Source organism: Photorhabdus sp. RM96S (genome assembly GCF_042879335.1).
Taxonomy (GTDB): Bacteria; Pseudomonadota; Gammaproteobacteria; order Enterobacterales; family Enterobacteriaceae; genus Photorhabdus; species Photorhabdus kayaii.
Genome location: NZ_JBHFKT010000015.1, coordinates 63,814 through 80,048 on the forward strand (window position 1 = coordinate 63,814; position 16,235 = coordinate 80,048).

General features: G+C 44.2%; 14 protein-coding genes. 3 read left to right on the forward strand and 11 right to left on the reverse strand.

From position 1 onward, the window contains the following. Positions 1 to 58: 58 nt before the first annotated feature. From ACGF49_RS11035 to ACGF49_RS11080, 10 genes are all read right to left on the reverse strand, one after another. Positions 59 to 1,420: a hypothetical protein gene (locus ACGF49_RS11035; RefSeq protein WP_387490943.1), complete on the reverse strand. Its 1,362-nt coding sequence runs from the start codon at positions 1,418 to 1,420 to the stop codon at positions 59 to 61. 117 nt (positions 1,421 to 1,537) lie between these two features. Beyond that, complete coding sequence (locus ACGF49_RS11040; RefSeq protein WP_228900987.1) at positions 1,538 to 4,276, reverse strand: fimbria/pilus outer membrane usher protein; 2,739 nt, start codon at positions 4,274 to 4,276, stop codon at positions 1,538 to 1,540. A 75-nt stretch (positions 4,277 to 4,351) separates the two neighbouring features. Further along, positions 4,352 to 5,146: a molecular chaperone gene (locus ACGF49_RS11045; RefSeq protein WP_387490947.1), complete on the reverse strand. Its 795-nt coding sequence runs from the start codon at positions 5,144 to 5,146 to the stop codon at positions 4,352 to 4,354. Between the two features lie 36 nt (positions 5,147 to 5,182). Next, positions 5,183 to 5,920, reverse strand: a complete 738-nt coding sequence (locus tag ACGF49_RS11050) for a molecular chaperone (protein ID WP_228985051.1) — start codon at positions 5,918 to 5,920, stop codon at positions 5,183 to 5,185. A gap of 62 nt (positions 5,921 to 5,982) precedes the next feature. Next, positions 5,983 to 6,672 carry a fimbrial protein gene (locus ACGF49_RS11055; RefSeq protein ID WP_387490950.1) on the reverse strand — a complete coding sequence of 230 codons (690 nt, stop codon included), beginning with the start codon at positions 6,670 to 6,672 and terminating at the stop codon, positions 5,983 to 5,985. A gap of 50 nt (positions 6,673 to 6,722) precedes the next feature. After that, positions 6,723 to 7,439, reverse strand: coding sequence for a fimbrial protein (locus ACGF49_RS11060; protein ID WP_387490953.1), 717 nt, complete (start codon positions 7,437 to 7,439; stop codon positions 6,723 to 6,725). Between the two features lie 67 nt (positions 7,440 to 7,506). After that, complete coding sequence (locus tag ACGF49_RS11065; protein WP_387490956.1) at positions 7,507 to 8,133, reverse strand: fimbrial protein; 627 nt, start codon at positions 8,131 to 8,133, stop codon at positions 7,507 to 7,509. Then, the gene (locus ACGF49_RS11070; protein ID WP_387490959.1) at positions 8,117 to 8,857 is read right to left on the reverse strand and encodes a molecular chaperone; all 741 of its coding nucleotides are present in this window, start codon (positions 8,855 to 8,857) and stop codon (positions 8,117 to 8,119) included. The genes ACGF49_RS11065 and ACGF49_RS11070 overlap by 17 nt, the downstream gene beginning before the upstream one ends. Before the next feature lie 125 nt (positions 8,858 to 8,982). Next, a complete protein-coding gene (locus tag ACGF49_RS11075) occupies positions 8,983 to 9,573 on the reverse strand; it encodes a fimbrial protein (protein WP_262978024.1) in 591 nt (196 codons plus the stop codon). Positions 9,574 to 9,998: 425 nt separating this feature from the next. After that, on the reverse strand, positions 9,999 to 10,565 hold the full coding sequence (locus tag ACGF49_RS11080; protein WP_011144659.1) for a tyrosine-type DNA invertase: 567 nt from the start codon (positions 10,563 to 10,565) through the stop codon (positions 9,999 to 10,001). 430 nt (positions 10,566 to 10,995) lie between these two features. Between ACGF49_RS11080 and recG the strand changes: the two genes are divergently transcribed. From recG to ACGF49_RS11095, 3 genes are all read left to right on the forward strand, one after another. Continuing rightward, positions 10,996 to 13,077, forward strand: coding sequence for an ATP-dependent DNA helicase RecG (gene recG, locus ACGF49_RS11085; RefSeq protein ID WP_387490964.1), 2,082 nt, complete (start codon positions 10,996 to 10,998; stop codon positions 13,075 to 13,077). A gap of 656 nt (positions 13,078 to 13,733) precedes the next feature. Beyond that, the gene (locus ACGF49_RS11090) at positions 13,734 to 14,012 is read left to right on the forward strand and encodes a hypothetical protein (RefSeq protein WP_011144657.1); all 279 of its coding nucleotides are present in this window, start codon (positions 13,734 to 13,736) and stop codon (positions 14,010 to 14,012) included. Between the two features lie 93 nt (positions 14,013 to 14,105). Then, positions 14,106 to 14,366, forward strand: a complete 261-nt coding sequence (locus tag ACGF49_RS11095; protein ID WP_011144656.1) for a hypothetical protein — start codon at positions 14,106 to 14,108, stop codon at positions 14,364 to 14,366. Positions 14,367 to 15,000: 634 nt separating this feature from the next. Here the strand turns inward: ACGF49_RS11095 and ACGF49_RS11100 are convergent. Next, positions 15,001 to 16,158: an RCC1 domain-containing protein gene (locus ACGF49_RS11100; protein ID WP_387490967.1), complete on the reverse strand. Its 1,158-nt coding sequence runs from the start codon at positions 16,156 to 16,158 to the stop codon at positions 15,001 to 15,003. Positions 16,159 to 16,235 lie beyond the last annotated feature (77 nt).

Below are 16,235 nucleotides of genomic sequence, written 5' to 3' on the forward strand. Positions count from 1 at the left end.
GAAATACCTATGGCGGCTAAGCCACCATGCCATATTTAAATACCTTGCCAGCACAGCGTTATTTCATGACTAGAGTTGCGTCCATAGACGTTTTGAACTCACCAGAAAGCTTGGGGTCTATCGCCTTCGTTTGCCAAAGCTGCACAGAAAACTTGTTGAGAGAATGATGAGAATAATACACTACATTATCTTTAGTTTTTTTCACGGCTGACTTATCATCTACATTAAAAACCAGCACACTTTTAGGGTCAGTCGCTGAACCAAATGTTACTGGCTGACCAATCTGGTTGCCGCCTACAAGCTTAGTCTGTATGCCTAGAACTCGCGGCAACACTTTTATCTCCAACGCGTTACCGAAGTCCTTACCCCCCCCAGTCTTATCATTGGTGTTCATCACTATACTTTTACCATCAACACCGAGATACTTGGTAGAAAAATTCACAATGGCTACGCCTGTATCGTCCTTATTGGGTGTATCGCATACAACACTTATCAATATATCAGCTGTCTCTACCGTTGCCCGGTGTAACTCTTTTGGGAATATCGCGTCCGACGGCTCCCGGCGAATCTCTCCTAAATCAAAATCCTCACTAGACTGACTTTCAAAAATACACTCCGGAGGGGATATCACTGTTACAGGGTCTTTGATAGTCGGAAGAATTGGTCTGGACCACCACATAAAATCCCCTCCATCAATTAAAATACCCACAGGTGCATGAACATTCTGGGTTTCGAATTCAACTTTTTCATCGGCCTTTCGCTCCCATGAAAAATTTACCCCTTGACAAGACACATCAAAAGAAAGGTCACTTAGTTCTGCCTTTGCTACACTCTCATCATCCTGATTACCAGTAGTTCTCGCCACGAGCGCTACTGGTGATTTAGAATACTTTGTCCCTGTACCATCGATATCCACCGTCATCTTTTCCTCGGGAATGGCTACTCCTGGACGACCATTTGTAAATTTGGCTTCAATTGAGCATTCGTAACGGCCTGAAACCACTCTCGGGACTTTAAAAATTTCCCCATGCCCTGCTTTGAGCCGGAACTCGACCTGATCCAACGTTTTACTACTACCCCACTGCATAGACAGTGTTGGAAACACATCTTTTAAGGTCGCTTTACCCGTTGCCGGATAAGTGATTATTCCGTCACTCCACTTTACCTTTCGAGCAGGCCCCAGAGCGTCAATGGCGCGATCAGCATTCCAATTTATTGTCGGCGCGGCGAACAGTGTGGGAGAAGAAAAGATACCCATGGATAGGCATATCATCCCCACCCATATCGGCATCGACCACCAGCGACAATGAACCACCATCCAACTCATATCCTGTTTTATCTTGTTAATAAATGTCTTATTCGTCTTCATCGGCTGCCCAACCGGGAGTAACTTCCCAGTTGTCCTGTTAGAAATTTTCATTCGTTGATACACCCCATCCCGACCAGATTACATCCGCCTTTCAGAGGGTCCTCTTCCTAATAATTATGGTTTTCCCCATTAGGTTGTCAGTGCAGAACCACAACACATTGCCTCATCTTAACGACAGGTTTCGTTCAATTGCCTCATTGGATTCCAGCGTTTATCTGCCTTCGCCTTTACCGGAGGGGGCCCCAGGTTAAATGCCACCTCGCACTGCTTGTCCGGTGTACTGCCCCACTTCACTTTCAGTACCCCGCTGGGTGGCATACCACTCAGATACACTTGTCCACCCTCCCCGACTATCGCGGCCAGATTTGTGTCTGTATCCCCTTTAAGCCCCGCCATTGCCCCAAACGGCACAGGCTTACCGTTATAGGTCAAATTCATCAGCAACTGCTGCCCAATACGCACGGGGTAATCCACCATCACAACCGCACCACTCGTCGGGAATACGTTCTTGCTACCCTGTGCCATGTCAGCCCCTTCCGGCAGCGATGACGGATCTAAACTGATACTATTACGGCTGTACGTCTGGGCATAAGGCACAACCGCATATCCCCAGCGATTAGTAGTCACCGAGCTGGAATTCATCACACGAATACCTGCAACCCCCGATGTCCGCACTAATACAGCAGCATCACCAATACGCGATGCCAAAGTAACGCCATGCTGATGTGCAATCAGTCCTCCACTAAACCCGTAGTTCACACCACGTCCCCCCCATGAATCGTAGTTGTATCCCAAGTTGGCTTGCCCAAAGGAACCAAGATATCCCATTGACACTGACCCGCTGCGCCCTCTCCCTTTATTCGCCTGACTCTGCGATACGTTCCAAGACAGACTATTATCATCCAGCACCGATCCGCCTATGCCCAACTGGTTATTACTGCGTCCCGTACTATCACGGGAAAAACTATAGTTAGCATACGCATTATTCAGCGCCGCATAGGAGCCAAACAGACTCAGTGGAACATTTACGTTCAACGAAATTTGCCGGTTTTCAGGCCAGTCGCCGTTACCGCGCATGCGATCAATGCTGTAATTAAGCCCCCAGCCCACACGGTAGAAGGAACCATTCAATCCCATCGATAGGGTGGTGTTAGTTTTAGAGCTTCCCCAGTAGTTATCCCGCTGACCACTGAGCCACAGAGAATAGTTACCGGGCAATGACTGGCTCAGTCGCATCTGCCAACTACTGCGTCGCCGCTCAGACATCCAAGAAGGGAGTTCTCCCCAAACACTGTAGCCTTGAGTATTCGCATCCGAAAAACTCAGGTAATTACGTGTGGAATAGCGGTACGCGGTTAAATCCACCGTCGTGCCAGTGGTCAGCATGCTTTTCGAATATTTAGCGCGGTAAGATTCCCCACGCAGGATGTCAGGCGTATTTTGTAACCGGGTCCGGGAAGTCGTGATATCCGCAGATAACGCCCCCATCATGCCCAGAGAGAGCCCGGTTCCCAGCGCCGCGGATTGGTACGATTGCGCCACCAGGCCACCACCGTATAACGTGACGTTACCAGGCAGCCCGTAAATCATCGAGGCCATACCAAACACCGGCTTACGTATACCGCTGCCATATCCACTACTGTAATAACGCCCGGCGGCCACTTCGTACTTGAATTGCCCCTGCCGCAACATCATAGGCAGACTGGAATAAGCCTGAGTGAACCCATGGTGAGTACCATCGGCCTCAGTTATCGTTACCTGCAAGTCGCCTCCGACACTGCTGCCCACTAAGTCTGTGATACGAAATGGACCGGGTGCCACGTTGGTTTGATAAATCACACTGCCATTCTGCGTCACCGTAATCTGAGCATTGGATTTAGCTATCCCACTGATAATCGGCGCAAAACCACTCAGCCTGCCGGGCATCATCGGGTCACTGGTGGCAAGCCCAATACCACGATAAGGAAAACCATCAAATACCTGACCTGCCACACTACCGGTCGAGGTATCCCCTATCGTCAGATCACTGCGTAACGCCACCACGTCCCGCTGCAAATAGGTTTGCTGAAAGTTCCAATGTTGCTGGGATTCGGTCGTTTTTTTCACTGCGTCATTGAATGAGTCATACCGGTTATAAGTTTGACTGCTATAAGAATAAGTAGCCGTATTACGAAGACGCCAGGCCCCCAGATTCAATCTAGAATTGAAGCTACCGAACAGACTCTGATTAGTCTGTTTATTACCAAATTGTGAGCGTTGATTCTGGCTGCCATTGATGCTGTAGTTCAGTAAAAAAGCCGGAATGCCCTCCTGCCATAACTTCGGATCAACCAAGCCATTCGTTGAAGGCTTCATCGCTATTTGGGGTACGCTCACATTCAGCCGCATCTGGGAAAAGTTCAAGCGGGCCGCCGCTTGGGGAATTAATTTACCCAACGGACTCTCTATCGGCTTATCCACCGGCAATGCTTTCAATGCTGGTATGCCGCTGATATTAACACCAGCCGCTTCCAACAAATCTGGGGTAAGTACCGGCGTCAGCTCGGCATTACCCTCGCTATGACGCTGGAACGTAATATCACGCGTATCAAAAAAAGTACCATTCACATAGATATCAACACGGTAAGTTCCCGGCGCCTGACCTCCTACGGTCTCAAACTGTGATAAGTCTACCGGTTGACCGGAATTCGAACCAAAGCCCAATAAAGCCGGATCAAAATAATCACGCGCTGTTGCCTGAGCGCTCCATCCCGTCAGAAATACCAGCATCACCCGACAAAAAACGAGAGAACCCCCCATTTGGTGCTTTGATAGGGTAAGAGAAGTAGAAATACCTTGATTTACACAACGACAACAAGTAAACGGCCGTTTTGAACGACAACTTATTGCCGGAATCAACACTTTCATTCTTAATTACCATCTCTTATTTAACATATAGAGGTTCATTGCTCATATCTATTCTGTCGATATCTTGCAACATCGCTATTGACCACTGCCGGATACGGCAATAGATCTACTCTCTTCATCAGTGTCTAACCCAAACTCATCAATAGCACGCCACGATACAGTGACATGACTACCAGGAGACACTTTACCTGCCGGCAGCGACCAGCTCTGCTGACCAAAGGGTGGCACCATCCTAAACAAATCCTTGCCCGGTACAGCAAACGAACTGACATGCAAAGTCTGCAACGTTATCCAAAACGGTGACGGATTAGTCAGCATCACGACATCCTCTTTTACTGACGCGCTTAACTGTTTCACCGCACCGGCAACCCCCTCTTTTGGTATCCCTTCAGGACGGTAGAACAATTTCACCGCCAGAGCTGTCACCATTTTCATCTTGCCAGAGCCATCTCTAGATACTGGTAATTGTTTCTCAGAAGGCAACATATGCAGATTCAGAAAGAACAGAGATTCTCGATCTTTCGGCAAAACCCCACCAATACGAAGGATTTTCAACACCAGCCGTTCATCTGCCCCCACCTTTGCAATCGGCGGAATAACGATAAATGGTGCCTTAGCCCCCAGCGGTAAACCGGTCTCTGGGTTTAGTTCTTGTACGATTGACTGAATGAGATAATTGTTGTCGCTGTTATTAATGAGTGTCGAAGAGACTCCGTTGCTGGATGATTCAGGATAAATCACACGAGTGTCATTGAGATGCAACCCCTTCAGACTCTCTGCTGCCCTGAGTGGCAATACCGGTAATATTATTGCCAGAATACATGACACAGTTATAACGATCTGTTTTATTGAAATATTACGCTCCACCATGTCATGCTCTTCCAATTTCAAAATATAAAAACATACTTAGTCGGCCCGTAACGTACCGCTCTGTAGTCTACTCACTCCACCGGCATCGGTGATCATCGACCATGTCACTTTACTTCCCGCCGTACCTGCCAAGGAAAAAGTCATCTGGCCGAAAGGGGCCAACATTGACGGGGCTTTGTTAAGATCTACTGCCTTGCCATCAAATTTCAATTGGGCAAAAGTCTGGTAATACGGTGTTGGGTTAGTCACTACGACAGTATTGCCTGCTCGTATAAATGTCAGTCGGCCATAGGCCTGCTCCGGTGTCATCGGCAGCTTATCTGGCCGGTAGATAAGTTTAATATTCATCCCCAGCGCAATAGACAGAGATGCACCAATCTCTCCTGGTTTTCCATTGCCATTGGCCTTGCTCTCATCTAGTGTTTTCTTCGCCGGAATCGCATTAATACGAAAACGAAACAGAGACTCACGATCAGCTGGGAAATCACCACCGGTACGTATAACACGCATCACGTTCAAGCTATTACCCTCCATGCGAAACAACGGAGGCAACACGGTAAACTCCGATGAACGGGTATTTGAGTTATCTCCCGGAGTCACAGCAGCTTGTATTAGATACACCTCATCGCCTGAATTCTGCAATGACATGCTTTGCACCTTGTCGCCCTGATGATAAATAATACGTGTCTTCCTCAACATAAGACCCGCATGTGCTGGTGACGATGCCATAACCGCCCATATCGCCAGCATTCCCATGACTATCATCTTTTTCATATATCCCACTTCATCTCAGAGAATCAGATAAAATCCCTTGAATACACCCGGCTTAACACCATCTACTGATACACGAACTCAAAATGTATACTCACATTCGCTATTCCTCCGCATAATACATTGGTATCGTTACTCTCTGTTTTACACGTTGCTGGATTCTTTTCATCGCCCACACCTCCCACATACGCCCTGAACCTCCTCATTGTTCCCTCCAATTTCCCACCATTTCCTTTTACACTGTCTGAGAGGTCTACCCTATACGGGTCAGTCTCATTCCTTACCTGTACAAACTTGTTAGTTTTTTCGTCTAATATCCTAACTCCTACTCCTTTAGCAGTAGAATAATCATCCATGAAAAGCTCCGGATCTGTTATGGCAGGCACATCACTCCATATGTAGAAAGCGGGTTTTGATTCGCCTAGATCACAGTCACTAAACATAAAGTTCAGTTCCACGGGATCTCTTGCGATATATTTGCTATTTCTGAGTTCACTGGCATAGACCGGAGCGAACTCATCCGAATAAGTGTCGGCAAAGCTGGACCCATTCACACTCAACACACAAGTCGGAGGCAATAACATGCCTCTGAAATTGATTGTACGATTCGTATTTGGATCCTTCGCCTGCACTGGAAAAGTCGTCACACAACCGATGGTCCATCCAATCAGCATCATGAAGAGCAACACATATTTTGCCCTGCTGTGATATGTCATTAATTCACTGTTTATAAGATTGCTATTTTTCGTTTTCATCTAACTCTTTCCGCCTCTCCCAATTTTTACCATCCGTGATAAATCACACCTCACTGATAAGAAAATGTAAATGTGACGTGCGCAATCAGCGTGCCGGGTTGAATAACCTTACTATCTCTTCCACGTGCAATTGCTACCGTTACATCAGTCTCACCACTGCCCTCATCAAATTCAACCGGAACATTGATTTTGCGATGATTTATTATCAAATCATCATTCAGCCCTATTTCCTTCTTTTCTTCTCCGATTAAAATAATAAACCCCAGCCCCTCAGAAGCCCCAGGATCACCGGAACCAGGATCACTAAATATTGAACCCTGTTCAGCGTCGATGGTATTTCCAGATACAGTGAGCTTGGGGACAAAGCCCACACTATCCGGATCGCCACAATTCGTTAATTTCAGCTTAAATGACTTGGTGGCTGATACATCCCCTTCATGACTAAACTCCGCCGCCAGCAGGGAACCAAAATTCAGCTCCGAACCCTTCATATCATCACCATCGATCTCTATGTCACAAGGATCAGGATAAACAACTACATTCAGCTGTACGTTTACCCCACTCGTGATCGTCGCTGGGTACTTGGGCCCGGTCTTGGGCTTGGGGTCATCAGCCATGACGCTGCTCGCCAGGAACAGCAGAACCATTACAGAACCCCAGCAGAAGCAGCGCATCACAACCTGCAATACCGGGTTTCTACCCTTGGGCAGGAAGGTCGACGGGTCATTCAGCCTGCTTTTTTTTTGTTCTGTCGCTGTCCCAAACATCGTGCTCACCTCAAATTAACCCTATCACTCTTCTGTTAACGCGATATCACGCTGCAATGCCGATACATCAACGATAATTAAACGTAAACGTCAGTGTAGCCTTGATTTTTCCTGCCTTTTTGCAGACCGCTACCGTCTGCCCGCCTGCCAAAGCACATACCAGTGAAAATTTCACCGGCACAGTAGGCGTTTTATCGTTTACGATTGTGCCTTTATTAGCCAGATGAAACGGTTCATCGTCCTTTAAATCTGGGGACCATTCTGTTCCACTAAACTTCTTCAATTGCACAGTGATGCCCACTGCCGTTGAAGCTTCGTTTTTTTCATCTGCCCCTTTATCACGAAACAAGCTCTTATCATTCGTACCAACATGATTTCCGGTAACGGTAATCGTGGGAGTAATACTGTTGCTATTGACCACACTCGTGCAATTTCTCAGCGTAATCTGAATTTCCCTGTTAACTTTTCCTAATACCAAGTCTGCAAACTGCACTATGCCCAGCTCGATATTATTGCTGTCCACAATGACATCACACGTGCCTTGCGTAATTTCGGCCCTAAATGTGGCCCCAGCAGAATTCGCTGCCCACAAGGGACCAGAAAAGAGCCACAGAACCCCACCCATGCCGATGTAATTCAGGTACCTGCGTAGATGCTGAACCCTTGAGATACCGGCTTTACTGAATTTCACCATCGAAGTTCTCTCCACCGCCGAGATCGCTAATCACCGCCCATTCCACCTTCTTTTTATTCTGACTATTCTGAGCGGGATAAACATGGGTGCTGAAAGGTGCCAGCATTTGTGGATGACTGTCAGAAAACTTCACCGGTACACCATCAACTTTAATCTGGGTAAAGCTGATGTGATAAGGCGAATTATTACTAACTTGAACGCCCCCGGAAGCATGGGTAAAACGCAGCGCTTTGTATGCCTGCTCTGGCGTACCCACTAACCCCGTTGGCCGATAAAATAGTTTGATGGTATTGCCGATGGCATAGACTACTCCACCCGCAATCTTGTCACCTTCAAGACGCTGCCCAGAAGGCTTACTGCTGGGAATAGCAGCAGCATTAAAATAAAAGACACTCTCCCGGTCAGTCGGCAACTTACTGGTATCGCCTAAGATGTGCAGGACATTATTTCCTTTAGGGTCCAAACGAAATAAAGGAGGCGTGACGTAAAATGGTGTTTTACCCTTGCCATCAACGGTGCTGGTGATTTTAGTTGTCACTAGGTAAGGGATATTGGTTGTTGTATTGCGCACCGAGACTATTGCTTCAGCTTTATCCTGTAAGAAAATAATGCGTGTAACATCGATGCCAAATCCGCCTTCAGCCCAGCTCTGTGACGCGAACAAAAACGCGCCTAGTACAAGGCTTCTTACTATGATGTTGGGAAGTCGGAGTTTACTGATCATCTTTTCTTTCTCATATCTTGGCTCAATCAGCCAGTAGTTGCCTAATAAAAGGCATCATCAATCATCTAGGATTTTTCATCGAAGGAGCCTGAGGAAGCATCCCTCAGGCTAAAACAACATAAGCATTAGTTATACGCATAGGAGAAGGTAATAGGAGCATCAATAAGCTGCTCTTTAGGGGCATCCTTATTTGATGCTATATATGCAGTAAAATCTACGTGACTCTTATTGAAATCAGCTTTACCAGCTGTGTCATTAGGAACGATCATAGAAATTATGCTACCACTTTTAACAGGCTTTACTTCATTACCTTCTGGGTAAGTTAATACTATACCTGACTGTTCACTTTTAACGTTATTAAAGAGATACTCTGATTGATTCAACGTATTACCTGTCACATACAACTTAACTTTACCTGCCTCTTTATTGTCTGCATCACAATTAGCAAGACCAATAGTGAAATGCCTTTCACTCTGAACTATATATTTCTCAATTTCTATGCCTGGAAATTTATTATCAGCTGGTTTTACAAAATCGGTTTTTTTATGGTTTCCCGTATCCACAGCTCCATTTGAACCAGGGTTAGTAACATCACATGTTGCAGCCACAATCGAACCGGTAACATTTACTATGGCATTATTCGCCGCATTAGCAGCCGAAGCTGCCCCCAAAACCAACGCCGCCACGACGCTTATCTTTAATATCTGTCTTTTCATTTCATTAATCTCTTTTTAACTACTTAACTAAAATCTGGTTCAAACTCATGCATCACGTTTTGACAAACAGAGACATCTAGCTGTACAAATATTTGTCAATTAGGACCATTTTGACAATTGGTATACAAAAATTTTTCTGTGCAAAAACAAAGCAATATGGATATAACTATAGTTATTTCGCAAATTTTAAGGATATTTAATTATTTAATCCGAAATTAGTAACAGTAATTTCTTTAAAGTAACGAAGGAAGTGTGATGTTTTTACATATTGGAATAAAAAGAGTGGATTATCGAAATGTTTTTGTGGTAGGATAGCTGCGTTTTACAAATATATACAAATCTATCTCTTTTTTTATTAGAAAACTTTTAGTATAATTTCTAGGCAATTGTATACCAATTGTCAAAATGGTCCTAACTGTCATACCTTAACGTCTACCTTTTATACTCCAAACTCCTTGAAAACGTTCAGCATTACTGGCTGTATAGCGTACCGTATGGCGAATGTTTTTATGTCCAAGATAATCTTGTATCAGTCGGGTATCTATCCCTCGATCTGCAAGAGCAAAACCGCAGGCATGACGCAACATATGCGGATGCGGATCTACCGCGATATTCGCCCGTTGTCCTAACTGGTTGATAATCTGATAGATACGCTGGCGAGTAAGCGGTTTCCCACAACGCGACAAAAACAGCCAATCACTATCAGCGCCCTGTAAAGTTTTGCGCACTTTAAGCCATGCCTTAATCGCCTTAACCTCACGCTGCAACAGGGGATGGTTAGTACAAAACCCTCCCTTTAACCGCCTGATATATAAACATTTTTCTTTTAATTCCATGTCAGATAACCGTAAATGCCTGGCTTCACTAACACGAAAGCCGTGGATATAGCTCATATAAACCAGACAGTAATTCCGTTCTGGATTAGGCCCAACTTTTGCCATTTCCAACATGCTTTCTACTTCTGATTGAGTCAGATATTTTCTTTGGCCCATGATTATTTCTCCAAAATATATTGATAGTACAACCCGGCTATATCCCGCTTAGAACAGGATAAAATAGACACCGCTACCCAAAACGATGGCCTATTGTTCACCGAGACTACAAGAGGTTATACAGATATGGGGCAAAATTTAAACACCTTTTTTGATTATTTTTTCACCTCACAAGCACGTTAGTTTACATTTGACTGACAAGACAGATTATTCAAAACAGGCTACAAGAACCTGTCGTTACAAATCGCCTTTTTCGTTATAGCGGCTTACTCTTAAGGTATTGATATGGTTTTCAACCAGTTACGAAGGAAAATATTCCATTGATTACGTTAAACTCGTCTGTATTATTATGGATGGTAAACAGGCTCAGGCCGTGACCTGCGAAACCTGATGGACTACCATGCAATCTAACGGAGATAAAAGAAACCTTATGAGAGGCCCATTGCTTGATGCCATCCCTCTGACTTCCCTACGTGGCGTCGGGGCAAATCAGGCCGCAAAATTAGCAAAAATAGGGCTGGTTAATTTGCAGGATCTGCTGCTGCATTTCCCGCTGCGTTATGAAGACCAGACACGCCTTTATACTATTAATGATCTTTTACCCGGTATTTCCGCCACCGTCACAGGTGAAATCCTGCGTACCGATGTTGTTGTTAGTCGTCGTCGAACCCTGATCTGCAAAATTAGCGATGGTACCGGCGTGCTCACACTGCGCTTTTTTAACTTTTCGGCGGCAATGAGAAACAATCTCGCGAAAGGGAAACAGGTTGTTGCCTACGGTGAAATCAGAAGAGGCAGTCAAGGCGCCGAAATTATTCATCCTGAGTATAAGATTCAAAATCATACTGGAAATGTACAGCTTCAGGAGACATTAACCCCGATTTACCCGACAACAGAAGGTGTTCGTCAGGCGACGCTGCGTAATCTCATTGATCAAGCACTGAAATTACTGGATACCTGTACAATCAATGAACTTTTACCGGAAGAACTTAGCCGCTCTATTATTAGTCTGCCGCAAGCACTGCATACCTTGCACCGCCCAACACCAGATATTGCGCTGGTGGATCTGGAAACCGGCAAACATCCAGCTTATCGCCGTCTGGTTCTGGAAGAACTTTTGGCTCACCATTTGAGTATGTTAGCCGTCAGAGCTGGCGTACAACGTTATCACGCTCAGCCGTTGCCGACTGAGGACAAGTTAAAACCGCAATTCCTTAATCGCCTGCCATTTTCTCCAACTCATGCTCAGCAACGGGTTGTCTCAGAAATTGAACAGGATCTGGCAAAAGATGTTCCCATGATGCGACTGATTCAAGGCGATGTAGGTTCAGGAAAAACGCTGGTTGCCGCATTAGCTGCGTTGCGTGCCATTGCACATGGTAAACAGGTCGCCTTGATGGCACCGACTGAACTACTGGCAGAACAGCATGCAAATACATTCCGGCGATGGCTGGAACCTTTGGGTATTCAGGTCGGCTGGCTGGCAGGTAAGCAAAAGGGGAAAGCGCGTCAGAAACAACAAGAAGCCATTGCCAACGGTCAAGTCGCCATGATTGTTGGTACGCATGCCATGTTTCAGGAACAAGTGAAGTTTTCCGGTCTGGCGCTGGTGATTATTGATGAGCAACATCGGTTTGGTGTGCATCAACGTCTGGCTTTATGGGAAAAAGGACGTGAACAGGGTTTTCATCCTCACCAATTGATTATGACGGCCACCCCGATTCCCCGTACCTTAGCCATGACTGCTTATGCGGATCTCGATACTTCTATTATTGATGAATTGCCACCGGGGAGGACACCAGTCACAACCGTTGCGATCCCGGATACGCGCCGTGAAGAAATTATCAAACGGATCAGAAACGCCTGTCTTGATGAAAACAGACAAGCCTATTGGGTCTGTACGCTGATTGAAGATTCCGATGTGCTGGAAGCTCAAGCGGCACAAGCCACCAGTGAAGAATTGACGCTCGCTTTACCGGAACTGAAAGTCGGGTTGGTACATGGCCGAATGAAAGCCGCAGAAAAGCAGGCAGTGATGGAGGCTTTCAAGCGTGGAGAACTACAGCTTCTGGTTGCAACAACGGTTATCGAAGTGGGCGTGGATGTGCCGAATGCCAGTTTGATGATCATCGATAACCCGGAACGGCTCGGCTTGGCGCAACTTCATCAATTACGCGGCCGAGTTGGCCGTGGCGCTATCGCTTCTCATTGTGTTTTACTTTACAAAACGCCACTGAGCAGTACCGCCAGAATTCGCCTGCAAGTGCTTAGAGACAGTAACGATGGTTTTGTTATCGCGCAGAAAGATCTGGAAATTCGCGGCCCCGGGGAGCTATTAGGAACACGCCAAACTGGGAATGCGGAATTTAAGGTAGCTGATTTGCTAAGAGATCAGGGAATGTTGCCGGAAATTCAGCGTATTGCCCGGCATATTCACCAACACTATCCTGAACATACCCGTGCCTTGATTGAACGCTGGTTACCGGAACGGGTACATTATGGTAATGCGTGATTGAGAACATGTCGGAACGGACTTGTCGTTTCTCAACGCCGCCAAAAATACGGATATCTGGTTTTATCCAATAATTAAGATGCTCTGTAACAGAGCTTTCTTTTAATTATTCTATTAAATTGATAATGCATTATTGCCAAAGGAATGGAAAATAGAACCACAATTATTCCTAAATTAGCATCAGCGTTAAAACATATCCCCATAAAATATAAATGGTTTTTTATTATTTTCTTAAAAAATCGAATCTAATACCTCGGATTAATTGATACGACGTGTCACTATTCGAAGTCTTTTATCAGCTAACTGGGGTGACAGGTGGTTCCGACATTTTTCATCAAATTAAGTTGATGATGTGTACGGTATTAGCGCAACATTATGCTCAAAGGTTAAAACGAGAATAGATGTAAATCTATGATAGGAAATTTTAATTAATGTAACATTGAATTACTAAGTTTAAATAGTAAATATTTCTATTAACTCAATGAATTTAATTTTAAATATTTTCTTTTCGAAGTATAAAACCTTGATGGAGGTCACGCAAATAATAGTAGTTTTGTTGGTTTTCTTATCTATACTTATATTTCATTATGGTACGTGTTAGGATGTTTTTAAATCAGAGCTAAATAAATCTACGTTGATATAATGGAGAATTTAATATGATTTATGCCAAAAATATTTCAGATAATGTGGTTAAAGTTGCAATTAGTAAATGGAGTAGTGACGAAGGTGATGATGAATATATTGATATTCCTCCAGGAGAGGTGGCTCAATGGGGTAGATCAGATAAGCGCGGTTATTTAATGTCATTAGCACGTAAAGATAGTGCCACAATGTTGTATTCAATAAAATCAAATGGCTACATAATTATTTATACTAGCTATGTTGAAAATAACGGTAGCCGGATAGACTCTTTATATTCGATACCAGCTGTCTAAAAAATTTTATTATCGCACTAGTTTTTTTAATTTAATTTTTCTTACATCATTGAATTTAATAAAAATATTCATTATTGATATAGTGGAGGATTTATGATTTATGTTAAAAATCTCTCAACTGAACCGGTTAAAGTTTCGGTTAATAAATGTGGAGAGGAAGGTAGAGAGGAATATTTAGCTCTTGATTGTGAAGATGTCAAGGTGTGGGATCTCTCCGATACGCATGGTTTTATATTGTCAGTCATACAGAAAGGTATTGAAAAATCATATTCTGCTTCTCATAACAGTTTTATTATTATTTTTGATGATTATGTACAAGATAGCGGCACCAATATATCTCATCAAGAGAAATAAATGAGAGCTTGTCATCCGATTTAATTGAGTGTTAGACAAAATTAAATCACCATAATCAGGAATGGAATCTCCATTCCTGAACTATTTATATTCAACGGTTTGCTACTTTTCCCCTAATGCTTGTTTTTCTAATTAATTTATAAAGATATTTCCAACCTCTTTGATAATTAATCAGTTGTTTTATCAACTTCCGCTGACAGAATTTCCAGACTGGGTGTTTAGTCCCAATATTTGATAAATAAGATAATAGAAAAAAATTATCGACTGACAACTATAGGTTAATACTAAATTGATTTTTTGGTAGTTGGTTTTAGATTATTTTTTATCGATAATGAGTAAAATTAAAATTATGAGGCTTGAGCAGAATAATTTAATAAAGATGTACATCTTTATGGATATTCTTATTAATACGTGAACATGTAACTTAATTTACCAAGCATTAACCGTAAAGCAAAGAACAAAAATCACCCAAGGATGGCGTAATATCTTTTCTGTTTATAAAAAAGTGAGTTATTTTGGTAATAACAAGAGCGGGAGAGCTAATATTTCAAATTAAATAAACGATAGGCCGAACCGAGGTATTATGGCCCAGCCTTGGTTTTAGGTTTTTTTAGTGATTTATAATGACAATAGATTAATCATCATATTCACTGTGTACTATATTACTACCCTTATCATCCAAAAGATCCCAAGCTAATCTTTGTCCATTTGCCCGTAAGACTGCGAATGAGTTGCCTGATGCACTTAGACTGATTATATCTTGTAGTCGGGCTATTCCTGGTGGGACTTGGAAACTAGAATTTCTGGGCCCCCAAGAAACTACACTACCATTCGCTCGCAGAGCTGCGAAACCGCGATAAGATGCTGCACTCAGGCTAACAATATCCTTTAATTTAGCAATCTCGGGCGGGACACTGATATCATCCCAGGAGACTATGCTGCGATCTGCCCGTCGAGCTATAATCGTACTTCCTGTTGAATATAGGCTGACGATATCTTTTAATGCGGCAATTTCTGGTGGGATGCTGATATTACCCCAAGAGACTACGCTGCGATCTGCCCGCAAGGCCACGAAAGTATTAGGTATTCTAACTAGGCTGACAATATCCCGTAATGTAGCAATTTCTGGTGGGACTTCGCCGCCATTGTCCCGATCACCCCAGGCAACTACGCTACGGTCTGCTCGAAGGGCTGCGAAAGCATCATTTGTTTTACACAAGCTGACAATATCTTGCCATCTTGCAATTTCAGGGGGTATAGAAAGTCCACCTCCCCAGGTGACTATGCGGAGGTTTGCCCGCCGGGCGATGAAAGTACTACCTATTGAACTCAGACTGATAATATCCTTTAATTTAGCAATTTCAGATGGGACTTCGCCGCCATAGTACTTATATCCCCAAGCTACCACGCTACCGTTCGCCCGAAGGGCTGCGAATGCAGAATCTGTTGTACTCAGGCTGACAATATCCTGTAATTTAGCAATTTCGGATGGGACTTTGCCGCCATAGTCCCTATCGTCCCAATTATCTCCCATCCAAGCTACCACGCTACGGTCTGCCCGCAGGGCTGCGAATGCATGCTTTGTTGAATGCAGGCTGACGATATCCCGTAATTGGGCAATTTCTGGCGGTACACGGCGTCCCCCCCAGACGATCACACTGCCATCTTGCAATAACATGGCGGTTGTGCCGTAAGCGGAAGTGATGGAGATCTTGTTGTCAGAGTTACTATATATTCCAACCCCAGAATGCCGGTATAGGTTGTTTGGTGAGAAGTCGTTATTTTGGTTCATATCATTCTCCTATACAAGGTCATATCGGATTTACTTTACTCACAGGGAGTCTGTACCGTAAGACCTTTGCTCAATGG